The following is a 25,299-nucleotide window of genomic DNA, read 5'->3' as shown; positions in this document are numbered from 1 at the left end:
TTGATGTTGAATTAACATGTCCATTTTTACGCATTTTAAATTGAGTTTATAAATGAACGGACGGGAATTATAAATTGTCTGGCGGGTAATTACCGATTATTTTAGGTTTATTAAATGTTGACATTTAATTGCGGACTAATCCGAATATACCTTCTTTAGAAGGTTGCCGGTTATACCCTTTTTGGCGAGGCGAAACGCTGTTTGTATAATTGCGTGAGGCTGATAAGTGCCGCAATAAACAACGCGACGGCGCCGCACACCGTGGCGTTAACGATCGCCAGTGCGCCGCTTCCCAGCAGGCTGGTTAATAGCGGACCAAGTATTTGCCCAATGCCGTAAGTCAGAGTGACCAGGCCCAGCAGATTAATATTGCGCGGTACGCTAAGTTGTCGGGCAAGCGGCATCACCAGTGAAGTGGTTCCCATAAACGTTGCGCCAAAACCCATGCTGCTTATCACCAGCAGCGGCAAAGAGCCGCTGGCGAGCGTCATGAGCACGCAGGTGCTTTGAATCAGCAAATTCGCCGTCAGGCATTGCAATACTCCCCAGCGTCGGGCGGCCCACAGCCAGGCGAAACACCCCGGAATTATCGATATGCCGACCAGCGACCAGAGATGTGCAGTCAACAGCGGCGAACCGGCGCTTTTCGCCATTAGCGGCAGGTAGGTGGCGACAATGATGTAGCCAAATCCGGCCAGCCCGTACAGCAGCGCCAGCAGCCACCAGGACATAGGCTGATGCTCTGTTTTTACCGGGGCCGCGGCGGGGAGCACGTGGTCGCGAGATGGCAGGAGTATAACCAGTAGCACAAAGAACAGAGCCGAGGCTGCCGCCGCGCCCAGCCAGAGCGTGTGCGAGGACAGCGCAAAATGCAGACCGCTAATGACATATTCATTGCCCAGCAAAATGCCTGCGCCAACGCCGGAGAACAACGCCGCGATCACAAAGGGATGCCGGGTATGATGCAGAACGATCATCGAGCCAAAGATCATCATACCGGCACTGGCGACGCCCGCCAGAAAGCGGATCAGCATCACCAGCGCGGGCTGCGTTAAGCTGGCCATCGCCAGAATCAGCCCTGCGGTAGCGAGCGCGGACGTTAGCAACATTGGACGTAAGCGTGAGGGAAGATGAAAGAGCCCAAAGGAGAAGAGCAGGCTTCCCGCCAGATACCCGGCGTAGTTGGCGCTGGCAATCCACGAGAGTTGGTCAAACGTAAATTGACCTTCTGACAGCAGTACCGGCAGCATTGGCGTATACAGAAAGCGCCCAATCCCCATGCCCAGCGTTAAGACCAGCATGCCAAAGAGCGCGACACTGATGGCATGGCGATTTGAATCTGGGCTTCCCTGGGGCATACGGACTCTCATTTCGCGCTGTTAGCTGATAATTGTTATATTACATACGTAAATGATAATGAAAAGTAAAAATAAAACCGCGTAACGCTGAATGCCATCAAAGGTTACGGCTGTAGACCCGCGAGGCTTCTCCCCACGGATGATAGCCCGGCCCGTTGAAGTAAAACCCTGCTTTCTCGTATAAACCTTTCAGGTCAGTACACAGATGGAGCTGTGTAAAACCCAACTGTCTGGCCTGCTGTGCAATATGTTCGATCAGGCGAAACGCCAGACCGTGACCACGATAGCGAGGATCGATATAGAGCGCGCATAGCCACGGCCACAGTTCGCCGCGACTAATAAAATCATTGGTGATCAATCCAGCGCAGCCAACAATGCTGCCACCATCCTGTAGCCAGTACCACTGCGGTAGCGGGTTCTTTGCGCCAATACAACGGCGCAATGCATCCTCGTATACCGCCATGGAGTCTTCTGAGGCCCATTGCTGCTGAAAGTAAGCGGTGATCTCGTGCAGCTTTTCTGGCGTCTCGCGCAGGGAAAAAATGCGGATGCTCATCGTCATTGAATCTTTCTCCTTAAAAATTCGCCAGCGTCAGCAGGGACGGAATTTGCGACAACAGATATAACACCAGCCCGATTGAACCGCCAACCAACGTGCCGTTGACGCGAATAAACTGCAAATCTTTACCGATTTTTAACTCAATTTGCTGCGACATATCGCGTGCATCCCAACTTTTCACCGTGTCGCTAATATGGCGCGTCAGGAAGGTGGCGAACTCCGGGGCAACTTTATGCGCAGCCTGCTCCAGATGCCCATTTAGTGAGGCACGCAGGGCGCTGTCGGCTACCAGCGTTTCGCCGAACCACTGCCCGGCGCTGGCGATGCGCTGCTTCACACGGGAATCATCTGCGTTAATGTCGGTTTTCACCCACTGACGCAGGTCTGCCCACAGCTCGCCAAGATAACGGTTGAAGGCTTCATCTTCCTTCAGATAGCTTTTCATGCTTTCGGCCCGCGCGGTCATCTCCGGATCGTGTTTGAGCTTATCGATGAGCTTAAATGTAGCGCGATCGAAGGCATGGCGGATCTGATGCGCGCGATCGTGGCTGATGTCATCCAGCAAGGAGTTAACGGCATCAGACACCAGCTCGGCGCTGTGCTCGCCCAGCCATTCGGTTGGCAGGATCTTTGCTTTCAGCGGATGTTCGGTTTCCAGCCAGTGCACTACTTGTCTGGCGATAAACGCTCGCGAGCTGTCGCGCTGGAGCAGGGCGATCAGTTGGGCGATCAGCGTATCGAGCAGCACCTGATGGCGATTGTTTTTGGTCATGCTTTCCAGCATCAGCGCGCTGGTTCCGGAGAGATCGACCTTGTCGATAGCCTTGTGCACCGCCCGCTTGATCAGCCGCTGAATGCGCGAGTCGTCGGTCAGTTCGAGAAAACCGCTCATGATCTGCAACAGATGCTGGCCGATGCGCTGGGCGTTTTCCGGCTGGCTGAACCAGTTGCCGATCAACAGCGCCGGTTCATGGCGGCGGATCAGGGCTATCAGCGACTGGGTATCGAGGAATTTCTCTTGTACAAACTGACCAAGATTTTCGCCGATCCGATCCTTATTGCGCGGGATAATAGCCGTGTGTTGCGAGATAAACGGGATCGGCACCCGGCGAAAAAGCGCCACCACGGCAAACCAGTCCGCCAGCGCGCCCACCATCGCCGCTTCGGCGATCGCTTTGATCCCGAGTACCCAGAAGTTAGGCGGCAAAAACAGCGTGATGACGAAGGTCGCGGCAGCGATCAGCAGCAGAGAGAGCGCCAGTCGCTTGGCGCGTTTGAGTTCAGCAATTTTATTCATAGGCTTAAGGATAGAGCCAGACGGGGGGATCGCGCAAAAAATGTGGTGCGCCTCCCATTTTCAGGCGGGAAGCATTTATCCTGGGATCCAGTTATCCCACGCCGGTAAGGGACCAAGTTCTGCGACCAGAAAATCGATAAACGATCGCACCTTCGGATTGCTGTACTTGCTGGGAAAGTACAGCGCATACAGGGCATGAGTTTCACAGGTGATGGTGCCGTCGAGCATCAGCGGCGTGATCTCCTCTTTTTGAATATGATCGCCAATCAAATAAGTGGGCAAATATGCCACCCCCTGATCTTCTAACACCGACTTCAACAGCACCAGACTGCTGTTGGCCTGGATCGGCATATGTAGTTTCAACTGATGCAGTCGATCCTGTTCATCTGCCACCTTCAGTACCGGCGTGAGGCCCGGGTAAACCAGGCAATCATGATCTACCAGATCGCTGCGACGCTGGGGCATGCCTTTTTTGGCGAGGTAGCCGGGTGAGGCACAGTACGCCCAGCGAACAGGCACCAGCTTGCGCATCGCATAGTTTTGCGGCGGCGCGGTGGAAATTCGCAGGGCAATGTCGAAATCCGTTTCGTTCAGATTGACGAAGTTATCGTTGAGATCGATATACAGATTCACATCCGGGAAATGGGAGCGGTATTTATCCACCAGGTTCACCAGCCGGGAATAACCAAACGCAATTGAGCAGGTTATGCGTAATTCACCCTGCGGGCTGTGGTAATAACCGGAGGTGGTATTCAGCGTTTCATCGAATTCTTTCAACAGCTTATTAGCGCGGTTGAAGAGATATTGCCCGGCGTCGGTCAGGGTAATACTGCGGGTGGTGCGTTTAATTAATGTCGTGCCTAACGTATCTTCCATCGCTGCCAGGCTTTTGCTGACCGCAGACGGCGAGACGTTGAGTTGCGCCGCGGCTTCTGACAATCCTCCGCAGTCGACGATTTTAGTAAAAAACTCCAGATGCTTGAGTGAAATCGGCGTACTCATAATTTCCTTAAATTCACAAGTGATTTGCAAAAACGGTACGAATAGGCCGTTACATTCGCCTTTTAAACATGCAACTATTGAATCACAGGAAACAACTTGCTGGCAAAATGAAAAAATAACAACTTAGGTGAGTTACGTCACAAATTAAAAGGAGGCGAAACGGAAACTCATCACATTGTGAATTTAATCTCATTAATTATTATTCTAAAGGTACCGATTATGTGGTCACGACTCGAACCCTACAGATCGTCGATTATTTTATTAGTTGCTCTGGTGATTGGCGGCTTATTAGGTATTTATGCTCCATCGTTTGCAAGTAAACTCCAGCCAATAGGTCAGATATTCTTAAACCTGTTATTTATGATTATTGTGCCGCTGGTGGGGATTAGCGTCATGTCTTCGATCGCCAGTATGACCGACCTGAAAAGGCTGGGGCGTATTATGGCGATTATCTTTATTGTTTCGATCGCGATGGCCTTTATTCCGGCGGCCGGGATCGTCGCGCTGGCGCTCTGGTATAACCCGGCGCAGGGCGTCACTATCGATCTCTCGCAGTCGGTGCAGGCGGGCAGCGGCAAGATGGATTTTGTCAGCATGATCACCACCAGCGACTTTATTGGGCTGTTCTCTAAGTCCAATATTCTGGCTCTGATCGTGATGGCGATCATCGCCGGTGTGGCGATTGGTCAGTCGGATCAGGCCGGTAAACGTATTGCGTCGCTGCTGGAAGACGCCAATACCGTGATCATGAAGATCGTTTCGATCATTATGAAGGTCGCGCCGATTGGTCTGGGCTGCTACTTCGCCGCCACCATGGCCAGTCAGGACTCTGCACTATTGTTAACCTTTGCCCGCGCCATCGGCCTGTTTATGGTTGCCACGCTGGTCTATTTTGTTTTTGGCTCGATTCTCTATTCGTATATTGGCGGCGGTATTCCGGCGGTCAAAGCCTTCTGGCGTAACGCGATTGAACCGTCTGCGACTGCGCTGGGGACCTGCTCTTCGCTGGGGACGCTCCCGGTGACGCTGCGTGCCGGTAAGGCGATGGGGATTAACCCGGAAATCGTTGATGTTTCCATTCCACTGCTGGTTAACCTGAACAAAGGCGGTGTGGCGATGATTGCCGCGCTGAAAATCGTCTTTATCTATTCCGTGCTGGGTATGGAATTCACCACCGAAACCTTCTTCCTGACGATGCTGATTGCGGTGCTCTCCGCCATTATCGTTGGTGGCGTGCCGGGCGGGGCGTTCCTCGGTGAAATCTTTATCGTTACCACGCTGGGCCTGCCGATGGAAGCAATCCCGATGCTGGTGGTGCTGGGCACCATTACCGATGCGCCGGCCACACTGATTAACGTTATCCATGATTTGAATGCGGCGCAGATTGTTGAACGGTTCGCTGGAAAAAAGCAGACCAACACTGAAATAAACTCTACTGCTGCGGTGGTATAGGTTTCACACGGATTAAGAACAGGAGATGTTATGAAAGACGCAATGAAGCTTGAGACGCAACTGGTTGTTGCTGGTCGTGACAAACGCTACACCCAGGGAGCGGTGAATCCGGTTATCCAACGTGCCTCTTCACTGGTATTTGATACCGTGAAGGACAAGAAATTTGCCACCGCCAATCGCGCAAACGGTGAGCTGTTTTACGGTCGTCGCGGAACCTATACCCACTTTGCCTTCCAGAAGGCAATGAGCGAACTGGAAGGTGGCGTTGGCTGCGCGCTGTACCCATGTGGTGCTGCGGCGGTGACCAACGCGATTCTGGCGTTTGTTCAGGGTGGCGATCATATCCTGATGACCGGCGCGGCCTACGAGCCAACCCAGGATTTTTGCAATAAGATCCTGAGTAAATTCAATGTGGAAACAACGTATTACGATCCGCTGATTGGTGCAGGTATCGTCGATCTTCTGCGTCCGGAAACGAAGGTTGTATTCCTTGAGTCACCAAGTTCTATCACCATGGAAGTCCAGGATGTGCCGGGGATGGTGAAGGCTATCCGCGCGGTGAATCCGGAGATTGTCATTATGATCGACAACACCTGGGCGGCGGGCGTGCTGTTCAAAGCGCTGGATTATGGCGTGGATATTTCCATTCAGGCGGGAACGAAGTACACCATCGGTCATTCGGACGGCATGCTGGGCACGGCGGTGTCTAACGCCCGTTGTTGGGATCGTCTGCGCGAGAACTCCTATCTGATGGGGCAAACGCTGGATGCCGATACCGCCTACAACGGCAGCCGCGGATTGCGTACCCTGGCGGTACGCCTTAAGCAGCATCAGGAGAGCAGTATCCATATTGCTCGCTGGCTGTCGGCAAGACCGGAAGTGGCGCGGGTGAACCATCCGGCGTTACCGGAATGTCCGGGCCATGAGTATTTTCAGCGTGATTTTACCGGAAGCTCAGGCCTGTTCTCATTTGTGCTGAAAAAGAGACTCACCGACGAACAGATGGCGAATTTCCTCGATAATTTCTCGCTGTTCCATATGGCCTATTCGTGGGGTGGATTTGAGTCGCTCATTCTGGCGAACCAGCCGGAAGAGCTGAACAGCATCCGCCCGGCTGGAGAGGTGGATTTCAGCGGCACGCTGGTCAGGGTGCATATTGGCCTGGAGGATATTGGCGACCTGATTGCCGATCTCGAAGCGGGATTTGCACGCATTGCGTAAGGTGATGTGATTAGTGCCGGATGACGTTGGTGAACGTTTATCCGGCAAGTTTTAACGCAGAAGCCTCATCAGTATCAGTTTCCTTTTCATACAAATAGTCAAAACACATCACATAAAATCAAGTTAGATCATTTTTTTGTCAAAAGTAATCTTTGTCACAATTTTTATCCTCTCCCACGGGTAGCATAAACGCGGATTTTCAGTGTTACTTTCGTATGTAAGGGATGATAAATTTATGAAGTTGAATGAGCTGTTCACAAGGACCCCACCGGATCGTCGTCACTATGGAGTCGCCGTCTTAATTGGCATCGTTTCAGGCGTACTTTCTGCATTTGTTAAGTGGGGAGCCGAAGTTCCCCTTCCGCCCAGAACGTTTTCTTTGGGGCGAAATGAGTTTAATCCGCCGTATCTTTTTCTCAGAGACTATTTAGGTATCGACCCCACGCAAACGGTCTATACCTTTTCTGAACATGTGATCAATCCTGTTATGGTCACACACATCATATTTTCATTAGTGTTTGCAGTGGGATATTGCGTCATAGCTGAAATTTTTCCGAAAGTTAAACTTTGGCAGGGGATCATGGCTGGTTTGATTGTGACGGTGGCGGTTCATGGCGTTTTCATTCCTGCATTGCATCTCTCTCCGCCATTAACTCAGCTCCCCTTCGATGAATACGTTTCTGAAATTGTGGGACATATTTTTTGGTTTTGGGTGATTGAAATGATTCGTCGCGACCTGCGTAATCGGATAACTCATGAACCTGATGCTGAAATCCCATTACATTCCGCCAGGTGACTAAAAGCAGATGTACTGTTTTGGATTGCCCCCGAACGTTAAACACGCATACTGGTGTTAAGGTTTGGGGGCTATTCATCAAGATTTAGCTCTCAGTGGCTAACGTCGTTGCCTCATGTTGGCGTACCCGTTTGAGTAAGCCTGCCAGCGTGAACACGACAGCGAGCCCCGCCGCAACCGCCAGCAGATGAAACGAAATCCTGCCACCGTTAAACCATAGCCAGCGTCCAATTTCGACAGAAACCGCCATCACCGTCAGGATCACCATATTCAGCGATGCCGAGACCGTACCCTTCGGTAAGTTGTTGGAAAACAGCGTAAAGCGGAACAGCGTCGGGAAGATCATCCCAATACCAAACGCATATAGGCTGGTTCCCAGCACCGACCACAGCCAGACGTGCGGCCACAGTAAATTGCCGACAATCAGCACCGCCAGCCCGCTCAGCTGTATAGGTGCGGCCCGCCAGATAAAGCGTGGTCGGGTCGGATCTTTCACGAAACGAACCACCACCATATTGGCGACGATCACTGCGCCAAACACCGGGGCCTGTGCCCAGGCAAACTGCGATGTAGTCATGCCGCCCGCATCAATCAGTATCACCGGTGAGACCGCCACCCAGCTCATCATCGGGATATAGCTTAGCGATAGCGTGGCTGCGCCAAACAGGAATACCCGGTTGCGGAAAACGTCGCGAAAGTCACGCAGTACGCCGCGTGCACTGAACGGCACCGCGCCGCGCTGGACGGTTTCCGGCATGGCTAGCATTAACCCAATCAGGGCGATAAGCCCCATGACGGCAATGATGGCAAACAGGATCTTCCAGTGCACAAAGTGCATTAGCGCCGCTCCGGAGAGCGGGCCGATAACCGGTGCAACCAACACAATGGAAGTGATTATCGCCATTAACTTAATGGCCTTCGTTTGCCCAAACGCCTCCTGCACCGTGACATAGCCAACAGTTGCGATAAAGCAAATGCTGGTGCCCTGCACAAATCGGGCGATCAGAAATTGCGTCATTGAAGTAGTAAACAGCGTGGCAGCGCAGGCGAGGGTAAAGATTAACGCCCCCGCAATCAGCACCGGTCGACGACCAATCCGGTCGGAAAGTGGCCCCAACAGCCATTGCAGCGCCATGCCGCCTGCCAGATAGAGGCTCACCGCAGCGGGCGCCAGGCTGACGTCGGCGTTGAAATCGCGTACGACATTAATGATGCCGGGCTGAATCAAGTCCGTCGACAGATAGGCTGCGAAATCATACAAAATCAACGCAATAGGAAAAAATAACGTTGTGGCGCGTTGGGAGAAAAACGCGAGAATCCGTTGCATAAAACAGCTCCTTGTCGGGAGAAAACCCTCAACGGGAATAGCGAAATTCAATACCGTCTTTGAGACGTCAGGCCGATGACAGAATAAAAGCAGACTGCAAATGTACTGAATTTCATGTAATCAAAAACGCTGCCTGCGTGAAGCGCAAACAGGAGAAACGCTCACTAACGTGGGGTCAGAAAACGTAACGATTACAGGTAACAATCAGCACATCGCACCTCAGGAAGAGTAAGTTGAACGGGTAAAAACCATCCGCAGTGTAATGCGGATTGGATATTAATTAAACGAGTTTATCCTGTTTATGTGTAGAAAATCGCACCGCAAATCAGACTACGATGCTCTGCAAAAAACGCAGCGCGATAGCACAGCCGAAGATAATCAATACACCGCCAGCTATACGCTCTACCCACAAGATCCCTCTGGTTAACCGCCGCTGGATCTGCGGTAAGCCGATGAACATCACGATCAGCAGATCCCAGCACAGCACCACGCTGGTCATCCAGATCCCGCTCATGGTTTGTTGTAGCAGCGTCACTGACGGGCCGAGCAGGGCGGTCATTAGCGCCAGATAGAACAGTGCATTTTTTGGGTTAAGCAGTGACGAACCCAATCCCAGCAGCAGCTGTTTACCAAATCCTGGACAGGTAGACCGGGCATCAGCTCCGGTCAGAGTTTGCGGGCGGCTGCGTATCAGCAGGCTGCCTATCCACAATAAATAGATCGCGCCCAGCAGCTCAATAATGGTAAACAGCAGGGGAAGCTGGCGCAGGATCCCCCAACCGATAATTGCCAGCAGGATATACAGCCCGTTGCCGATAGCGATCCCCACGCACAGCCCGGTGCTGCCGCGCATCCGGTATCGTACGGCATAACCGGCCAGTAAAAAGAAGTCCGGACCGGGGCTGAGTAGTGCGACAAAATGTGCCAGCACCAGCGCGGGAAAAGCAGACGGAAAAAGTACAGAAAGCAGCGACATAGCGACCTCAGACAATGAATCTGAGATCACCGTACGCCTGACGCAGCGCTAATTATTGTCTGATATTGATCGCCCCAACGCGTACTGGCGCGGTGTGGCGGCGGTGTAGCGAACAAAGGTGCGATGGAAATGACTCTGGTCGGCAAACCCGCTCTGATAGCCGACATCGGCAATTTCGTCCCCGGCCCGCAGCCGCTGGCGGGCATAGTCAATCCGTATGATGTTCAGATAACTTCCTGGCGTCAGCCCGGTGTCCTGCTTAAAGGTACGGATCAGCGTTTCTTTACGCATGTGACACTCATGTGCCAGCTCATCGAGTGAGGGCGGAGCCTGCAGGTTGGACTGCAACCGTTCGCGCAGATACTGGCTGGCGGCGCTTAGGTTTTCCGGTGCTACCGATTGCAATGGTAGCGAACGTAGCAATGCTTGTGCGGCATCCGTTACCCGCGTCGTTTGCCGTTGCTGCATAAGTGCCACGAGGTTTACATAGTGCTGGAACAATTGCCGATCGCGGATAACACGATCGCGCGTGCAAAGCCGCTGATTGTTGTTCTGCGCAGGCAGATGGGCAAGGCACCACCGGGCATCAAGATAAAGCATGTGATAGCTGCGAAACTGTCCGTTAACAGGATTACAGCTGTGAGGTGCCAGCGGCGGGATCACAATCAGATCGCCCACCTGCAGATGGTATTCCTTGCCATCGCACAGGCAGCACGTTTCCCCCTCGAGAATTGCCCCAATCGAGAGCTGAGAGTGGTGATGCCGCTTATAGGCCTGCAGGCTTTGCCAGGTGCTGCGCAGTTCCAGCCACGGGAGCTGTTCATCACGCCAGAACGATTGTGGAATATCCCGGGTGTGCGTCACATCGCGTCCTCCCTGAAAGTAATGATTCGTTATAGCACAGGCCGAGTGGTGAAAAAGTGGGAATGTGCATTGAGATAGCGATTCTGCGTGACGGGTTCCAGACAAATGCAGACGTTACATAGGGACGTTTTTATCCCGGAAATCGTCTCGCAAACAGAGAAAGTTGCAGGTGAGGGTGTGGCTTTGCGGCGCTACAGTCATGGCATCTTATTTCCAGGTGACGGATCGCCATGAACAAAGCGCCGACTTCCACACCGCATGATGCGGTTTTTAAAACATTTTTACGTCACCCTGAGACTGCACGGGATTTTCTGCAAATACATCTTCCTGCCTCGCTACGCGAACTTTGCGATCTTCAGACGCTGAAACTCGAGTCAGACAGTTTTATCGAAGAGAATTTACGTGCGTACTATTCCGATGTGCTGTGGTCGGTGAATACGACAGAAGGGAATGGATATATTTATGTGGTGATTGAACACCAAAGCACGCCGGATGCGCATATGGCATTCAGACTGATGCGCTATGCAGTTGCGGCCATGCAGAAACATCTGGATGCCGGACATCAGCAGTTGCCGCTGGTGGTGCCGATGCTGTTCTATCACGGCGCTAAAAGTCCGTACCCTTATTCGCTATGTTGGCTGGACGAGTTTGCCAACCCGATGCTGGCACGCCAGGTGTATGCTGCGGCGTTTCCGCTGGTGGATATTACGGTTATTCCAGATGACGAAATTGTGCAGCATCGACGCATGGCGCTGTTGGAGTTAATCCAAAAACATATCCGTCAACGCGATCTTATGGGGCTTGTTGAGCAAATTGTTTCCTTGCTACTTACTGGAGTGACTAATGACAGCCAGATAAAGACGCTGTTTAATTATATTTTGCAAACTGGCGATGCACCTCGCTTCAGTGAGTTTATTCGTGGGGTTGCTGAACGTTCACCGCAGCATAAGGAGCATTTAATGACGATCGCAGACAGATTGCATGAGGCTGGATTTCAAAAAGGGTGGCTTGAGGGTCTGCAAGAGGGCCAGCAAAAAGGTAAGCAGGAAGGTAAGCAGGAAGGTAAGCAGGAAGGTAAACAAGAAGGTTTAATTGAGGGGCAACGCACCGAGGCGCTGCGCATTGCCCGCACCATGCTGGCCGACGGTACTGATCTCAGCACGGTGCAAAAAATTACCCGACTTTCCGTTGAAGATATTCAGGGCGTAAGCCATTAGAAATGACCTAAACCGTGCAATCGCCAGCCCGGTAGCACCGGGTGGTCTGATTTACTCTATCGCCACCTTTACCGCTTCCCCGAGTTTTTGCATCACTTCCCGATGCTTCTCGTTTGGCGGCAACGCGCAGTTGATGCGTACGCAGTTGCGATACTTTCCTGATGCGGAGAACAGCGAACCCGGCGCAACCTGGATTTTGAGGCGACAGAGCTGCTTAGCGACACAGACCATATCGACCTGGTGCGGCAGCTCGACCCACAGCATAAAGCCGCCTTTCGGTCGGGTGACGCAGATCCCGCAGGGGAAGTATTCCCGTACCCAACAGGTGTAGATCTCCATATTCCGCTGGTAGATCTGACGCATACGGCGAACATGCCGATGATAATGCCCCTCGCGCACGAAAGCGGCGGCCGCCAGCTGCGTAACAGGAACGTTAGTGCCGATGACGGCATATTTCATATGCAGAAATTTATCGTGATAACGACCGGGAATAACCCAACCGACGCGCAACCCCGGCGCCACGGATTTGGTAAATGAACTGCACAGTAGCACCCGACCATCGCTGTCCCAGGAGTGTATTGTGCGCGGACGGGGATATTCCGTGGCAAGCTCTCCGTACACATCATCTTCAAAAATAACAATATCGTGCTGCTGGGCGAGGGCGAGGACCGCCCGCTTACGTGCATCCGGCATAATAAATCCGAGGGGATTATTGCAGTTAGGAACCAGAATCACCCCTTTAATCGGCCACTGATCCAGCGCCAGTTCCAGCGCTTCAATGCTGATCCCTGTATCCGGATCGGTTGGGATCTCTATAACTTTGATCCCTAATCCGCGTAGCAGCTGCATCGTGCCGTAATAGGCGGGCGATTCTACGGCGACGATATCTCCTGGCTGGCAGACTGCCAGCAGCGCCAGTGACATCCCGCTCTGACTCCCGCTGGTGATCACAATATCATCCGCATTGATGACCGAACCTCCGTCCAGCATGAGCCGGGCAATCTGTTGACGCAATTCGCGACAGCCTGGTAATTCATCGTAGCCCAGAACCGCCTTGAGATTATGCTGCGCCACGCGACTTAGCTCGCGCCAGAGCGGCTTCAGGCTGGGTTGATTGATATCGGGCACGCCACTGCTAAAAGGGATTATCGATTTGTCTGCATGACCTGCAAGCATGTCCAGCACCTGATCCCACTGGGTTATCTCAACTGGACGCTGGACCGGGCGTGACATCAGCGGCACCGGCGGCTGTGCTTTTTGTGGTGCGACAAAATAACCGGAACGCGGCTGCGGCGTGATCAGCCGTAATTGTTCCAGCGTCTGATACGCCTGCTGGACGGTGCTGATGCTGACCCCGTGCTCCTGGCTCAGGCTGCGTACCGAAGGCAGTTTTTCGCCATGGCGATACAGACCTTGCTCAATGCGTTCGGCCAGCAGATTGGCCAGATGTTGGTAACGCGTCATGCTGTATCCCTCATGGGTACCATACAGATTAATAAACCAGTACAGATTGGCGTGAAAAAAGCGATGCAGAACTCTTTTTAACCAATCTGTATGTTAAATAAAAGTACTTTGTGAGTCTGTATTGTTTTGGGCCAAATCCGTGAAGATAAAGCCTCTGGCAAGGCGGGGAGGCAAGGTATGGAATTTCACGAGAATAAAGCAAAACAGCCGTTTATTGGGTTTGTACTGATCTGGCGGGCATACAAGGCGTGGCGGCTGCGAGCGCAAACGCGGCGCCTATTGCAACAGATGAGCGACGAGCGGCTGCGGGACGTCGGGCTGCGACGCGATCAGGTGGAGTGATTTTCTTTCATCGGCAGAGGCTGGGGGTTATCGCCCGGCCTCTTTTGTATTCATGGTATTTATCAATTCATGCTTCTGAATGATGTGTTTCTTGATACTTACCATGATAAGTATTATTTTCTTCATCAGCGATGAGGGGAAGGATACATGACTGAAGATGAACTGTTTGCCCGCCGCCCGATGGGGATGCGCATGGCAATGGTGGTGCGCCAGTGGCGGGCCATTATTGATGCAGCCATTACCGACACTGGCCTGACGCAGTCAAGCTGGACGGTATTGATGCAGCTGTATCAACTGGGAGACAACGTCTCGGTCAGTGAACTGGCGGAGGTGCAGGGTATTGAACTGCCGCCGCTGATGCGCACCCTCTCACAGTTGGAAAAGCACGGCTATCTGCTGCGTTCCACATCGCCTTATGACAAACGCATTCGCCTGCTCACGCTGACCGAGCAAGGCCGCGCAAGGCTGGAAGAACTAAACCGGGTGATTGAGAACTATCAACATCGCGTTACGTGTACCATCCCTGAAGCGGAGCTTGCCGCCTTCAGCTCGACCTTAAATCAACTCGCCTGCAATTTGCGGACAATCCGCGAAGAAGACAATCAACACTAAAAAACTATGATGACCCCAGAACAAAAATTTGCCCGTTGGGTAAGGGTGAGTATTGCCGCTTTCCTGGTTATATTCGCCTGGTTTATCGTTGCCGATATCTGGATCCCGCTAACACCGGACTCCACGGTGATGCGTGTGGTAACGCCTGTTTCCTCACGCGTATCCGGCTACGTCTCGCAGGTGCATGTACATAACAATAGCCAGGTGAAAAAGGGCGATTTGCTGTACGAACTGGATCCGACGCCGTTTATCAATAAGGTCGAGGCTGCGCAAATCGCCCTTGAGCAAGCAAAGCTGAGCAACCAACAGTTGGATGCGCAGATCGCCTCTGAGCGTGCCAACCTGCGCACCGCGCAATTTAACGCCCGGAACGACAAGACCACCTTTGACCGCTATCAGCGCCTGAGTGCCATGCAGAACGTGTCGCAAGCCGATCTCGACAAGGTGCGCACCGCCTGGCAAACCAGCGAGCAGTCGGTGTCGGCGCTCAATGCCAGTATTCAGAACCTGCTGATCCAACGGGGCGAGCGCGATGATAAGCGTAACGTGACGCTGCAAAAATACCGTAACGCGCTGGAAGAGGCGCAACTGAACCTCGGCTGGAGCAAAGTGTATGCCCAGACCGACGGTACGGTGAGCAATCTCCAGCTTAGTCCCGGACTTTACGCCACTGCCGCCACGCCATTGCTGGCGCTGGTCAGCCACCAGACCGATATCGTGGCCGACTTTCGCGAGAAAAGCCTGCGTCACACTAAAGTGGATACCGATGCCGCGGTGGTGTTCGACGCCATGCCGGGCAAGGTTTTCTCTGCTCGCGTCACCAGCAGCGATGCCGGTATTTTGGCAGGACAGGAGCAGGTTAACGGCCAGCTGTCGCAACCGGAACAGTCTACCCGCTGGGTGCGCGACGCCCAACGTATGCGTATTCACGTCGCGCTGAACGAACCGCTCGACACGCCGTTGCCGACCGGGGCGCGCGCCACGGTACAGCTGTACAACAGCGAGGGGATGTTCGCCCGCACCTTTGCCGGGGCGCAGATCCATCTCGTTAGCTGGCTGCATTATGTCTATTAACACTCTGGCCCACGTCTTTACGCCGCACGGGAATATTGTCTACACCGCCAATGATTTTCGCCAGACCCTGCGTATCTCGGTTGCCGGCACAATCGCGCTGAGTATTTCGACCTTCTACAACGTGCAGTACGGCGTGTTTTTCGTGGTTTATCCGCTGATGCTGCTGTCGCTGGTACCGGTGTTCAACCGCCATGTGGCCAAACAGTTTGTGTTCAGCGCGGCGGTGAACTGCGTCGAAATGGTACTGATTGTCGGCTATCTCTCACAATGGCCGCTGATTATGACGCTGGTGGTATTTGGCCTGTACGTGATGCGTTTTCGGTTGATGAGCAAAGGACCGCTGTTTCTGTTCGGCTCAATGGGCGTGGTGTGCCAGAGCACGATGCTCAATTTTATGAGCTATCCCACCACCAACTGGCATACGCTGATGTTCTCCAATATGGAAGCCTGCGTCATGGCGGTGGCGCTGAGCGCGTTGCTGCATTATCTGATCCCGGACGTGGAACCCCGACAGCCGCCGCCGCGCATTGAGAAAGATGACGCCCGGGTTCGCCACGAGTCGCTGCTTTCCGGTTCGGTGGCGACAATGATTTTTGTGGTCTTTCAGATTTGTGACTTGAGCGATTCGCTGTCGGCGCTGATGGCGGGTATTTTGATCCTGTTTCCGATGCATTATCGCGGCGCGGTGTTGAGCTCTCTCTGGCGTGTGGTCGGCGTGGTTCTGGCTTGTCTGTACATTCTGCTGGTGCAACTGCTGGTGTATGATTTCAGCAACCATATGCTGTTGATGATGCCGCTGATTGGCCTTGGTCTGGCGTTCAGCGCCCGCCTGCATGTAATGGAAAAAGTCGGTGCGGGCGTGGGTTTTGCCAGTATCACCACCATCGGCATTATGTTCGGCCAGAACCTGCATCCGGATCAGGACCTGGTATTCAGCGATCTCTACCGCATCACTTCCGTTACCGTCGCGCTGCTGGCCACGTTAACGATGGTATTTCTGGTGCACCGGATATTGAACTGCTTTGCGGCGACACGATTTGTGATCACCGAGTGAGTGGTTGGAATGCCGGATGGCGGCTGCGCCTTATCCGGCCTACAAAAAATCTACTTCTTCAATCCCGCAAACGCGGCTCTGATCTCGTCTTCCGGCAGATTAATACCAATAAACACCAGTTGGCTGTACGGTTGTTCGTCGCCCCACGGGCGGTCCCAGTCGGCGCTGTATAGGCGCTGGACGCCCTGGAACAGCAGGCGGTTTGGTTCGCCTTCAATCCACAGCATGCCTTTGTAGCGCAGCAGCTTCTCGGCGGATTCCAGCAATAGATTTTCCATCACCCTGGACACGTCGCTGATGTTCACCGGGTAATCCAGCTCGACGACGATCGAGGAAATATCGTTTTGTTTGTCGGCGATAAAGTGGAAGCGCGGTTTGGCGCTGACCACGTTCTCTTCCAGCATAAAACCGTTGGTGTCGAACAGTTGCGAAAGGTCGATATCGCCATGCGTGACGGTATACACCGGGGCGCGGGCGTTGATGCGCGCCAGGCGCTCACGCAGTTTTTCGCTTTCACCTGCTACGTCGGTTTTGGTCAGCAGGATGCGGTCGGCGTAGCCTACCTGCGACTGGGCAATGGTGAACTGGTTCATCTGCTCGTCGGCATGCACCGCGTCAACCAGCGCAATCACGCCGTCCAGCAGGTAGCGTTCGCAAATCACTTCATGGGAGAAAAAGGTCTGAATAATCGGGCCGGGATCGGCCATGCCAGTGCATTCGATCACCAGACGGTCGAAATTGATGGTGCCTTTGTCGAGGTTGTCGAGCAGATCGAGCAGCGCGTCTTCCAGTTCGCTCGAACGGGTGCAGCAGATGCAGCCGTTGGTCAGGGTTTTGATCTGCGTGGCGCGATCGCCAATCAGCTGATCGTCCACCGAGACTTCGCCGAATTCGTTTTCGATAACGGCAATCTTGTAACCGTGCTGCTCGTTGAGAATATGGCGCAGTAGGGTGGTTTTACCCGCGCCAAGAAAACCGGTGAGTAGGGTAACTGCAATCGGGGTCATTCACTTCTCCTTCTAACAGCAACTGCTTCCGCCGCTACCGTAGCGGGCTTCCTGGCGCTCGCGGAAGAATTCTTCGTAGGTCATGTACGGCTTATCGGGATGGTTGGTCTTCATGTGCTCGACGTAGTTGTCGTAGTCCGGAATGCCAATCAGCATCTTTGCCGCCTGACCGAGATATTTTTTTGCCTGACCTAAAGTACCAAACATTCTGCCGTCCTGTTAATGAATAAAGCCGGATGGCGGCTTGCGCCTTATCCGGCCTACATACTGCACATTTTGTAGGCCGGGAGCTCAGCGCGCCACCCGGCTTCAGGTTAGTGGTGTGAAGAGGTCTTCACACCGCCTTCCGGCACCGGTACATACGGCGTCTCTTTATCAGAGCGACCGTCGATGGCGCGGGCTTTCTGCCAGGTACGGAACCCGTAGAAAATGATGCTGTACACCACCACCAGGAACAGAATACTCAAGCCTGCGTTGGTGTAGTTGTTGACGACGATGTGGTTCATGTTGGCAATCTGCTGGGCGGTCAGTTCGCCGCCGTTAGCAATCTTCTCTTTGTACTGATTCGCCATGAAGAAGAAGCCTTCCATCTGCGGGTTGGTGCTGAACAGTTTCAGACCCAGCGCCCAGGTGGTGCAGATAAGCAGCCATACTGCCGGAACCACGGTAACCCAGATGTATTTGGTGCGCTGCATTTTAACCAGCACCACGGTGCCGAGAACCAGCGCCACGGCAGCCAGCATCTGGTTAGAGATACCGAACAGCGGCCACAGGCTCTTAACGCCGCCCAGCGGGTCAACAACACCTTGATACAGCAGGTAACCCCACAGGCCGACGCAGCCCGCAGTACCAACGACGCCAGCAACCAGGGAGTCGGTTTTCTTCAGGAACGGGACAAAGTTACCCAGTAAATCCTGCAGCATAAAGCGGCCAGAACGGGTACCGGCGTCCAGTGCGGTCAGGATGAACAGCGCTTCGAACAGGATACCGAAGTGGTACCAGAAGCCCATGTCAGCCATCGGCAGCACTTTGTGGAACACGTGGGCGATACCAACGGCCAGCGTCGGTGCACCACCTGCGCGGTTCAGAACGGACGGCTCGCCGATGTCTTTCGCGGTTTGCAGGATCTGCTCAGGCGAAATCACAAAGCCCCAGGAGCTGACGGTTGCCGCTGCGTGTGCGGTAACGTCTTTCAACTGCGCCATAATCAGCGGGGCGTTCTCACCGCTCATTTCATGCAGGTTCGGCATGGTGATGCCAAGGCCAGCAGGCGGGGTGTTCATTGCGAAGTACAGACCCGGTTCGATGATGGACGCAGCAACCAGCGCCATAATCGCCACGAAGGATTCCATCAGCATCGCGCCGTAACCAATGAAACGCGCGTCGGTTTCACAGGCCAGCAGCTTCGGTGTAGTACCGGAAGCGATCAGCGCGTGGAAGCCAGATACCGCACCACACGCGATGGTGATGAACAGGAACGGGAACAGAGCGCCTTTCCACAGCGGGCCAGTACCATCAACGTACTGGGTCATCGCCGGCATTTTCAGTTCCGGGTTGAGAATAACAATCCCCACCGCCAGACCGACGATAACGCCGATTTTCAGGAAAGTAGCCAGATAGTCGCGCGGGGCGAGGATCAGCCATACCGGCAGCAGCGCAGAGATAAACGCGTAACCGATCAGGGTAAAGGTAATGGTGGTGTCTTTAAAGGTCAGCGCCGGGCCCCAGTACGGGTCGTGCGCAATCACGCCGCCGAAGTAGATGGAGGCAACCAGCAACACAATACCAATCACCGACACTTCGCCCACGCGTCCTGGGCGCAGGAATCGCATGTAGATCCCCATGAACAGCGCGATAGGTACGGTTGAGCAGACGGTGAACACACCCCACGGGCTTTCAGCCAGTGCTTTCACCACGATCAACGCCAGTACCGCGAGGATGATGATCATGATTAAGAAGCAGCCGAACAGCGCAATGGTTCCCGGCACCGGGCCCATCTCTTCTTTGATCATCTCACCCAGAGATGCGCCGTTACGGCGAGAAGAGATAAACAGCACCATGAAGTCCTGCACCGCACCGGCCAACACTACGCCCGCCAGCAACCACAGCGTACCAGGCAGGTAACCCATCTGCGCGGCCAGTACCGGCCCAACCAGCGGACCTGCACCTGCGATAGCAGCAAAGTGGTGACCAAACAACACGTTACGGTTGGTTGGAACGTAGTTCAGACCATCATTGTTGATGACCGCCGGCGTGGCGCGCGTCGGGTCAAGTTTCATCACCTTTTGGGCGATGTACAAACTGTAGTAACGATAAGCCACCAGATAAACAGAAACTGAGGCGACTACGATCCACAGGGCACTAATGTGTTCACCCCGACGTAATGCCACTACCGAGAGGCAGAATGCACCGATGATTCCGAGAATCACCCAGGGTATGTGCTTGAATATCTTTTTCGTATCCATAGTAAAACCTGGTATCTAATTAATAATTGGCCGAAGCCGCGTGGGTTTGATCTTGTGTTTGAGGAGGTTATTTGACTGCTATGTTGGGGGGATCTTGCCAGAGAATTACGCGCGTAAAGTAAGGTAAATAAGTGAGCGGTTGTATGTCAGCTTAAGCGGTCCCAAGTGTCAGCGAGCGGTAAGCGGTGGGGACTAACGGGTATATTTATGTGATTGAGATCACTAATAAACCCGCTTAGCGCTTTAGCAGACGGCGTGGATCGACGAATCGTCGATGCTGAGATCGATTCAACTAGCACAAATTTCATAAAGTTTTCCCTTTCCAGGCCGAAAATTCTGATATCTGTCTAGCGGAAAGAGAAAACATGTTAAAACGAATGAAGATTGTTACCAGCTTACTGCTGGTATTGGCGCTATTTGGCCTTTTACAGCTCGCCTCGGGCGGCTTGTTTTTTAACTCACTTAAGAATGACAAAGAGAACTTTACCGTTCTGCAAACCATTCGCCAGCAACAGTCTGCGCTGAACGCCACCTGGGTTGAGCTGCTGCAAACGCGTAACACCCTGAACCGGGCAGGCATTCGCTACATGATGGATCAGAGCAATATCGGCAGCGGCGCGACCGTGGCGGAACTGATGCAGGTGGCGAGTACGGCGCTGAAGCTGACGGAAAAAAACTGGGCGATTTACGAGTCGCTCCCGCGCGATCCGCGCCAAAGCGAAGCCGCTTTCCAGGAGATCAACCGCACCTATGACATCTATCACGGTGCGCTGGCGGAGCTGATCCAGTTACTGGGTGACGGGAAGATCAACGCGTTCTTTGATCAACCGACGCAGAGTTATCAGGATGGTTTTGAGAAGCAGTATATCAATTACATGCAGCAGAACGATCGCCTGTATGACATCGCGGTGGAAGATAACAACAGCTCTTACAGCCAGGCGATGTGGGTGCTGGTTTGTGTGCTGATCACCGTTCTGGCGGCGATTATTGCGGTCTGGTTTGGTATCAAACTGACTCTTATTTCCCCAATGAACCGTCTGATTGACAGCATTCGTCATATCGCCAGCGGCGATCTGGTGAAGCGTATTGAAGTGGAAGGTTCCAACGAGATTGGGCAACTGGCGGAAAGCCTGCGTCACATGCAGGGTGAGCTGATGAACACCGTGGGTGACGTGCGTAACGGCGCCAATGCGATTTACAGCGGGGCCAGCGAGATTGCGATGGGCAATAACGATCTCTCCTCCCGTACCGAACAGCAGGCGGCCTCTCTGGAAGAAACCGCAGCCAGCATGGAACAACTGACGGCAACCGTGAAGCAGAACGCCGAAAACGCGCGTCAGGCCAGCCATCTGGCGCTGAGTGCGTCGGAAACCGCGCAGAAAGGCGGCAAAGTGGTGGACAACGTGGTGCAAACCATGCGTGATATCGCTTCCAGTTCGCAGAAGATCGCCGACATTATTAGCGTCATTGACGGCATTGCCTTCCAGACCAATATTCTGGCACTCAACGCCGCGGTAGAAGCCGCACGTGCGGGCGAGCAGGGCCGTGGATTTGCGGTGGTTGCGGGTGAAGTGCGTAACCTGGCCCAGCGTAGTGCGCAGGCCGCGCGCGAGATTAAGAGCCTGATTGAAGACTCGGTCAGCCGTGTGGATGTCGGTTCAACGCTGGTTGAAAGCGCCGGTGAAACCATGGATGAGATCGTCAATGCGGTAACCCGCGTGACCGATATCATGGGTGAAATCGCCTCTGCTTCTGATGAACAGAGTCGCGGTATTGATCAGGTTGGTCTGGCCGTTGCCGAGATGGATCGTGTGACGCAGCAGAACGCCTCGCTGGTGGAAGAATCCGCCGCTGCCGCTGCCGCGCTGGAAGAGCAGGCCAGCCGCCTGACTCAGGCCGTTGCCGTGTTCCGTATTCAGCATGACCAACAGCGCGCGCGTGACGTTGCGGTCGCTAAACCGGTTTCAACGGTCCAGCCGCGTAAAGCCGCGGTAGCGGATGCCGGGGATAACTGGGAAACGTTCTAAGACTGTGATGCCGGATGGCGCTATCGCTTATCCGGCCTACGGGAATGTTATGTAGGCCTGATAAGGCGTAGCCGCCATCGGGCAATTAGCGCAACATCAGGCGCATGGCGCAGCGCGATTCATATGCCAGTCCATGCGCCGCTTCCTCTTCTCTTTTCTGGCGCAACTTTGCAGGCAGCGTCTCTTCAGCCAACATTTCAAATCCCAGACGCGCGTACCATGGCGCATTCCACGGCACATCGCGGAAGGTGGTCAGCGTAAGCGACGTGTAACCTTTCTCGCGCGCCTGTTCGGCAACATAGCAAATTAATCGGCGGCCAATTCCCTTTCCCTGCCACTCCTGATGCAGCGACAGTTCCGCAATAAACAGCGATGAATCCAGCGTTTCGGCGACTAAAAAGCCGACCGGATGCTCATCGGCCTGCGCCAGCCAGCTCAAGCCAGTGGCGGCAAATGCCTGATGCTGAGCAGCCGATATAATCTGGTCATCAGCAATCCACGCCAGTTCCGGGATCTGTAAAAAACGTTGCCCCGCAGATCGTTCGATGGCGGGAAGAGCGGCTGTGTCTGCCAGAGTAGTAGCGCGTAAGGTGATGTTCATACGAGGAGCATAACATGCCCGATAAGCACGGTGTTATCGGGCATCTGGAGGATTAATCTTTACGTGGATCGCTAATGGGCTGGCGAACCAGGAAGATGTAGGCAAGGGCCCCCACCATGGTGACGCAGCCACAGATGATCAGCGCCAGGCGGAAAGAGTTGGTGGTATCAACAATAAATCCGGTGACGATCGGCGCAAACGACGCGCAGATAAAGCTGGCAAAGTTCTGGATACTGCCCACGGAAGCGGTCATGCGTGAGGCGACGGCGACGTGGATCAGGCCCCAGCACGAGGTACCGGCGAAGTGGATACAGAACAGCGCCATACCGATCAGTAACACGGCGGCCATCGACGTTGTGGCCTGCGGCACAACGAAGGTGAAGGCTGCAGAGCAGAACATCCCGGCGATTATACAAATCTTACGGCTCTTAATCGGCGCCATACCGCCTTTTACCAGCCAGTCGGTGACAAAACCGTTAATCAACATGCCGGCTGCGCCAAACAGGAACGGGATTGCCGCCATTAATCCGGTGCTTTTTAAATCCAGGTTGTAGGAGGTTTGCAGGTAGCCCGGCAGCCAGGCCAGGTATAACCATGCGGTATAGTTGATGCCGCTAAAGCCCAGCATCATTCCCCACATGGTACGGTTGCGAAACAGGCTGCGCCATTCGGCAAAGCTCAGCGGATCGCGGCGGGCATTGACGCTACCAGCGTTCAGGTACGCTTGTTCCGTGGCGCTCAGCTCAATTTGCTCGCGGTTGCGATACAGCATGTACCAGCCGATGGCGAGGAAAATACCCAGCACGCCAATGGTGATGAACATCCAGCGCCAGCCCATTACCAGCATCATGGCAGCCAGAATCGGCGGGCTAATGGCAACCCCGATGGTGGAGGCGGCGTTGAATAATCCCATCGGGCGGCCGCGCTCTTTGATGTTAAACCAGTCGTTGATGACCTTTACGCCGCACGGGTTCATTGGCGCTTCGCCGATCCCCATCCCGATACGCACCAACACAAACTGGGTGAAGCTGTGCACCATGCCGGACATCGCCTGAAACAGCGACCAGAAGAACATCCCCAGTCCCAGCATAATGCGCGGACCTTTGCGATCCAGCAGCGGGCCGCAGGGCAATTGCGCAATACCATAAGCGAGAGAAAATACCGACAGCAGCACGCCGATTTGCGTGGCGCTCAGCCCCAGTTCTTCACGAATCGTTAAGTTGGCGACCGACAGAGAACTGCGGTCGAGGTAATTAATAACCGCAGCAAAAAATAATAAAATCATTGCCGTGGTTTGAATACGTTTTATTCGGCTACTGCGTTGCACCATGCCCTCAGGCGGAACATTAATATCCGCAGATGATGACGTGCCAAACGAAGAACTCGGGTCGAGGGTAATATTATTTTTTTCCACGCCGGACTCCTGAACCTCAATAATTTATTTTTCACACAGCAGGACTGTGCAGTATTGAAAAAATACCGGTGATGAATCAATTTGCTCATCACCGCTCACAAAAGTTTTTAATGCAGTCGACTTAGCGTGAGCATAGGCAAGAGGTATTTTTCAGGCGTTTTTATTTTTATAAAATCGTGCTCCCGGTAATGATTTGCTGTTTTTTATCGGTACTTAATGGGCGGCGCTATGACTCTGGTTGATGGAACGAATCATTGATTGTTTGGCTGAATTCAAATGGTTACAAAGCGCCAGGGTGGCATCCAGGTCGCTGCGGCAGATCAGCGCGCTGAGGATGGTCATATGCTCATCGATGGCAATGATGTTGCGTTGTTTGAGGTCGCTCTCATCCCACTGATAGTGGAAGTGGAAAATCACGGAGATGATTTCAAGTGATTGATTGAAAAATATATTATCGGCAGCAGAGAGCAGCAAGGCATGAAACTCACGGTCTAACTGCGAGAACATACGAAAGCTGCTGCCGATGCTGTCGCGCAGGATCCGGTGGCGTTCCAGCAGCGTTTTCGCCTGCAGCCAGCGTGGGTCATCGTCGGGCAGATTGAGAAAATGTTGCAGGGAATGGGTTTCCAGCATTTCTCTGAGTTCAAACAGCTGCTCCGCATAGGCCTGATCGAACTGCTTCATGCTCCATTGACCGCGTTTTTCGTTTTTGATCAGGTTGTAACGTTCGAATTTTAAAAGATATTCCCGTACGACTACCGGACTGACGCCCGCGGCTCTGGCAAGCTGCAGTTCGGAGAATCTCTCGCCTGCACGCAGCTGGCGCTGGTTGATCATGGTGAAAAAAGCCTGCTCAAAAATCCTGTTTTGCTCGGTCATGGAGGCGGTGGTGCAGGCAAAACCGTCGTCATGGTCGGGTTTACGCACGATAACATAGTGGCTGCCGACCTGGGTCAGCACGCCGCACTCGCCTAAGTGGCTCAGCATATGGCGCACGGTGGTGCGGCTGATGTTGTACATCTCTGCCAGTGCACTTTGTGAGGGGAGCGGGGAAGGGATATGACCACGCGCCATATCATCGATAATCTGGTTAATCACATTGTGGCGTAAGTTCTGCGAACGGCTCATGGCTTCTCCTTTTTATCTATTAAAACCCGATTTAAAACATTT

The 25,299-nt window shown here is 53.6% G+C and carries 23 protein-coding genes; 9 read left to right on the top strand and 14 right to left on the bottom strand.

Features of this window, described 5'->3' with window-relative positions:
• Positions 1 to 170 precede the first annotated feature (170 nt).
• The 4 genes from OGV74_RS22405 to OGV74_RS22390 all read right to left on the bottom strand — a co-directional run bounded on the left by OGV74_RS22405 (position 171) and on the right by OGV74_RS22390 (position 4,216).
• Positions 171 to 1,358 carry an MFS transporter gene (locus tag OGV74_RS22405; protein WP_086504855.1) on the bottom strand — a complete coding sequence of 396 codons (1,188 nt, stop codon included), beginning with the start codon at positions 1,356 to 1,358 and terminating at the stop codon, positions 171 to 173.
• Positions 1,359 to 1,455: 97 nt separating this feature from the next.
• The gene (locus OGV74_RS22400) at positions 1,456 to 1,920 is read right to left on the bottom strand and encodes a GNAT family N-acetyltransferase (protein WP_071687263.1); all 465 of its coding nucleotides are present in this window, start codon (positions 1,918 to 1,920) and stop codon (positions 1,456 to 1,458) included.
• Positions 1,921 to 1,933: 13 nt separating this feature from the next.
• Positions 1,934 to 3,214: a DUF445 domain-containing protein gene (locus tag OGV74_RS22395; RefSeq protein ID WP_286521576.1), complete on the bottom strand. Its 1,281-nt coding sequence runs from the start codon at positions 3,212 to 3,214 to the stop codon at positions 1,934 to 1,936.
• A gap of 75 nt (positions 3,215 to 3,289) precedes the next feature.
• Entirely contained in the window at positions 3,290 to 4,216 is a 927-nt protein-coding gene (locus tag OGV74_RS22390) for a LysR family transcriptional regulator (protein ID WP_086504856.1), read from the bottom strand.
• 219 nt (positions 4,217 to 4,435) lie between these two features.
• On the opposite strand from OGV74_RS22390, the gene OGV74_RS22385 reads away from it, so the two are divergent.
• The 3 genes from OGV74_RS22385 (at position 4,436) to OGV74_RS22375 (ending at position 7,685) form a co-directional block, all read left to right on the top strand.
• Positions 4,436 to 5,668, top strand: coding sequence for a dicarboxylate/amino acid:cation symporter (locus OGV74_RS22385; RefSeq protein WP_003019196.1), 1,233 nt, complete (start codon positions 4,436 to 4,438; stop codon positions 5,666 to 5,668).
• A gap of 30 nt (positions 5,669 to 5,698) precedes the next feature.
• Complete coding sequence (gene metC / locus OGV74_RS22380; RefSeq protein ID WP_003019195.1) at positions 5,699 to 6,889, top strand: cystathionine beta-lyase; 1,191 nt, start codon at positions 5,699 to 5,701, stop codon at positions 6,887 to 6,889.
• 235 nt (positions 6,890 to 7,124) lie between these two features.
• Complete coding sequence (locus OGV74_RS22375) at positions 7,125 to 7,685, top strand: YagU family protein (protein ID WP_005134119.1); 561 nt, start codon at positions 7,125 to 7,127, stop codon at positions 7,683 to 7,685.
• Positions 7,686 to 7,770: 85 nt separating this feature from the next.
• Here OGV74_RS22375 and mdtM read toward each other — a convergent pair whose 3' ends face one another.
• The 3 genes from mdtM to OGV74_RS22360 all read right to left on the bottom strand — a co-directional run bounded on the left by mdtM (position 7,771) and on the right by OGV74_RS22360 (position 10,852).
• Entirely contained in the window at positions 7,771 to 9,012 is a 1,242-nt protein-coding gene (gene mdtM / locus OGV74_RS22370) for a multidrug efflux MFS transporter MdtM (protein WP_086504857.1), read from the bottom strand.
• 325 nt (positions 9,013 to 9,337) lie between these two features.
• Positions 9,338 to 9,988: a LysE family translocator gene (locus OGV74_RS22365; protein ID WP_086504858.1), complete on the bottom strand. Its 651-nt coding sequence runs from the start codon at positions 9,986 to 9,988 to the stop codon at positions 9,338 to 9,340.
• Positions 9,989 to 10,036: 48 nt separating this feature from the next.
• The gene (locus OGV74_RS22360; protein WP_003845600.1) at positions 10,037 to 10,852 is read right to left on the bottom strand and encodes an AraC family transcriptional regulator; all 816 of its coding nucleotides are present in this window, start codon (positions 10,850 to 10,852) and stop codon (positions 10,037 to 10,039) included.
• Positions 10,853 to 11,082: 230 nt separating this feature from the next.
• Here OGV74_RS22360 and OGV74_RS22355 point away from each other — a divergent pair, with 230 nt between their 5' ends.
• Positions 11,083 to 12,069, top strand: coding sequence for an Rpn family recombination-promoting nuclease/putative transposase (locus OGV74_RS22355; RefSeq protein WP_286521570.1), 987 nt, complete (start codon positions 11,083 to 11,085; stop codon positions 12,067 to 12,069).
• A gap of 51 nt (positions 12,070 to 12,120) precedes the next feature.
• On the opposite strand, the gene OGV74_RS22350 is transcribed toward OGV74_RS22355, so the two are convergent.
• Positions 12,121 to 13,533: an aminotransferase-like domain-containing protein gene (locus tag OGV74_RS22350; protein WP_016149495.1), complete on the bottom strand. Its 1,413-nt coding sequence runs from the start codon at positions 13,531 to 13,533 to the stop codon at positions 12,121 to 12,123.
• A 177-nt stretch (positions 13,534 to 13,710) separates the two neighbouring features.
• On the opposite strand from OGV74_RS22350, the gene OGV74_RS22345 reads away from it, so the two are divergent.
• The 4 genes from OGV74_RS22345 (at position 13,711) to OGV74_RS22330 (ending at position 16,615) form a co-directional block, all read left to right on the top strand.
• Entirely contained in the window at positions 13,711 to 13,875 is a 165-nt protein-coding gene (locus tag OGV74_RS22345; RefSeq protein WP_003019180.1) for a DUF1127 domain-containing protein, read from the top strand.
• A 147-nt stretch (positions 13,876 to 14,022) separates the two neighbouring features.
• Complete coding sequence (locus tag OGV74_RS22340; protein WP_003019178.1) at positions 14,023 to 14,487, top strand: MarR family winged helix-turn-helix transcriptional regulator; 465 nt, start codon at positions 14,023 to 14,025, stop codon at positions 14,485 to 14,487.
• Positions 14,488 to 14,493: 6 nt separating this feature from the next.
• Positions 14,494 to 15,561, top strand: a complete 1,068-nt coding sequence (locus OGV74_RS22335; RefSeq protein WP_032937629.1) for an HlyD family secretion protein — start codon at positions 14,494 to 14,496, stop codon at positions 15,559 to 15,561.
• The gene (locus OGV74_RS22330) at positions 15,551 to 16,615 is read left to right on the top strand and encodes a DUF2955 domain-containing protein (protein ID WP_003019172.1); all 1,065 of its coding nucleotides are present in this window, start codon (positions 15,551 to 15,553) and stop codon (positions 16,613 to 16,615) included. The genes OGV74_RS22335 and OGV74_RS22330 overlap by 11 nt, the downstream gene beginning before the upstream one ends.
• 50 nt (positions 16,616 to 16,665) lie before the next feature.
• Here the strand turns inward: OGV74_RS22330 and yjiA are convergent, their stop codons facing one another.
• The 3 genes from yjiA to btsT form a co-directional block, all read right to left on the bottom strand.
• The gene (yjiA, locus tag OGV74_RS22325; protein WP_032948466.1) at positions 16,666 to 17,622 is read right to left on the bottom strand and encodes a GTPase; all 957 of its coding nucleotides are present in this window, start codon (positions 17,620 to 17,622) and stop codon (positions 16,666 to 16,668) included.
• A 12-nt stretch (positions 17,623 to 17,634) separates the two neighbouring features.
• Positions 17,635 to 17,829: a YbdD/YjiX family protein gene (locus OGV74_RS22320; RefSeq protein ID WP_003830038.1), complete on the bottom strand. Its 195-nt coding sequence runs from the start codon at positions 17,827 to 17,829 to the stop codon at positions 17,635 to 17,637.
• Between the two features lie 107 nt (positions 17,830 to 17,936).
• Entirely contained in the window at positions 17,937 to 20,087 is a 2,151-nt protein-coding gene (gene btsT / locus OGV74_RS22315) for a pyruvate/proton symporter BtsT (RefSeq protein WP_086504860.1), read from the bottom strand.
• Positions 20,088 to 20,452: 365 nt separating this feature from the next.
• Between btsT and tsr the strand changes: the two genes are divergently transcribed.
• Positions 20,453 to 22,114 (top strand): methyl-accepting chemotaxis protein, encoded by a 1,662-nt coding sequence (tsr, locus tag OGV74_RS22310; protein ID WP_086504861.1) that lies wholly within the window; start codon positions 20,453 to 20,455, stop codon positions 22,112 to 22,114.
• Positions 22,115 to 22,199: 85 nt separating this feature from the next.
• Here tsr and OGV74_RS22305 read toward each other — a convergent pair whose 3' ends face one another.
• The 3 genes from OGV74_RS22305 to OGV74_RS22295 form a co-directional block, all read right to left on the bottom strand.
• The gene (locus tag OGV74_RS22305) at positions 22,200 to 22,715 is read right to left on the bottom strand and encodes a GNAT family N-acetyltransferase (protein ID WP_086504862.1); all 516 of its coding nucleotides are present in this window, start codon (positions 22,713 to 22,715) and stop codon (positions 22,200 to 22,202) included.
• Positions 22,716 to 22,767: 52 nt separating this feature from the next.
• Positions 22,768 to 24,129, bottom strand: coding sequence for an MFS transporter (locus tag OGV74_RS22300; protein ID WP_003845612.1), 1,362 nt, complete (start codon positions 24,127 to 24,129; stop codon positions 22,768 to 22,770).
• 213 nt (positions 24,130 to 24,342) lie between these two features.
• Complete coding sequence (locus OGV74_RS22295; protein ID WP_086504863.1) at positions 24,343 to 25,257, bottom strand: GntR family transcriptional regulator; 915 nt, start codon at positions 25,255 to 25,257, stop codon at positions 24,343 to 24,345.
• Positions 25,258 to 25,299: the final 42 nt, after the last annotated feature.

The sequence above is a fragment of the Citrobacter sp. Cf116 genome, from assembly GCF_030336505.1.
Lineage (GTDB): Bacteria > Pseudomonadota > Gammaproteobacteria > Enterobacterales > Enterobacteriaceae > Citrobacter > Citrobacter freundii.
Note: the sequence above shows the minus strand (reverse complement) of the source record. Positions and strands in the feature narration are given on the sequence as shown.

Excerpts from the sequence above, each read along its gene's own strand:
- OGV74_RS22405 (WP_086504855.1), bottom strand. The coding sequence starts at position 1,358 with ATGCCCCAGGGAAGCCCAGATTCAAATCGCCATGCCATCAGTGTCGCG.
- OGV74_RS22400 (WP_071687263.1), bottom strand. The coding sequence starts at position 1,920 with ATGACGATGAGCATCCGCATTTTTTCCCTGCGCGAGACGCCAGAAAAG.
- OGV74_RS22395 (WP_286521576.1), bottom strand. The coding sequence starts at position 3,214 with ATGAATAAAATTGCTGAACTCAAACGCGCCAAGCGACTGGCGCTCTCT.
- OGV74_RS22390 (WP_086504856.1), bottom strand. The coding sequence starts at position 4,216 with ATGAGTACGCCGATTTCACTCAAGCATCTGGAGTTTTTTACTAAAATC.
- OGV74_RS22385 (WP_003019196.1), top strand. The coding sequence starts at position 4,436 with ATGTGGTCACGACTCGAACCCTACAGATCGTCGATTATTTTATTAGTT.
- metC (WP_003019195.1), top strand. The coding sequence starts at position 5,699 with ATGAAAGACGCAATGAAGCTTGAGACGCAACTGGTTGTTGCTGGTCGT.
- OGV74_RS22375 (WP_005134119.1), top strand. The coding sequence starts at position 7,125 with ATGAAGTTGAATGAGCTGTTCACAAGGACCCCACCGGATCGTCGTCAC.
- mdtM (WP_086504857.1), bottom strand. The coding sequence starts at position 9,012 with ATGCAACGGATTCTCGCGTTTTTCTCCCAACGCGCCACAACGTTATTT.
- OGV74_RS22365 (WP_086504858.1), bottom strand. The coding sequence starts at position 9,988 with ATGTCGCTGCTTTCTGTACTTTTTCCGTCTGCTTTTCCCGCGCTGGTG.
- OGV74_RS22355 (WP_286521570.1), top strand. The coding sequence starts at position 11,083 with ATGAACAAAGCGCCGACTTCCACACCGCATGATGCGGTTTTTAAAACA.
- OGV74_RS22350 (WP_016149495.1), bottom strand. The coding sequence starts at position 13,533 with ATGACGCGTTACCAACATCTGGCCAATCTGCTGGCCGAACGCATTGAG.
- OGV74_RS22345 (WP_003019180.1), top strand. The coding sequence starts at position 13,711 with ATGGAATTTCACGAGAATAAAGCAAAACAGCCGTTTATTGGGTTTGTA.
- OGV74_RS22340 (WP_003019178.1), top strand. The coding sequence starts at position 14,023 with ATGACTGAAGATGAACTGTTTGCCCGCCGCCCGATGGGGATGCGCATG.
- OGV74_RS22335 (WP_032937629.1), top strand. The coding sequence starts at position 14,494 with ATGATGACCCCAGAACAAAAATTTGCCCGTTGGGTAAGGGTGAGTATT.
- OGV74_RS22330 (WP_003019172.1), top strand. The coding sequence starts at position 15,551 with ATGTCTATTAACACTCTGGCCCACGTCTTTACGCCGCACGGGAATATT.
- yjiA (WP_032948466.1), bottom strand. The coding sequence starts at position 17,622 with ATGACCCCGATTGCAGTTACCCTACTCACCGGTTTTCTTGGCGCGGGT.
- OGV74_RS22320 (WP_003830038.1), bottom strand. The coding sequence starts at position 17,829 with ATGTTTGGTACTTTAGGTCAGGCAAAAAAATATCTCGGTCAGGCGGCA.
- btsT (WP_086504860.1), bottom strand. The coding sequence starts at position 20,087 with ATGGATACGAAAAAGATATTCAAGCACATACCCTGGGTGATTCTCGGA.
- tsr (WP_086504861.1), top strand. The coding sequence starts at position 20,453 with ATGTTAAAACGAATGAAGATTGTTACCAGCTTACTGCTGGTATTGGCG.
- OGV74_RS22305 (WP_086504862.1), bottom strand. The coding sequence starts at position 22,715 with ATGAACATCACCTTACGCGCTACTACTCTGGCAGACACAGCCGCTCTT.
- OGV74_RS22295 (WP_086504863.1), bottom strand. The coding sequence starts at position 25,257 with ATGAGCCGTTCGCAGAACTTACGCCACAATGTGATTAACCAGATTATC.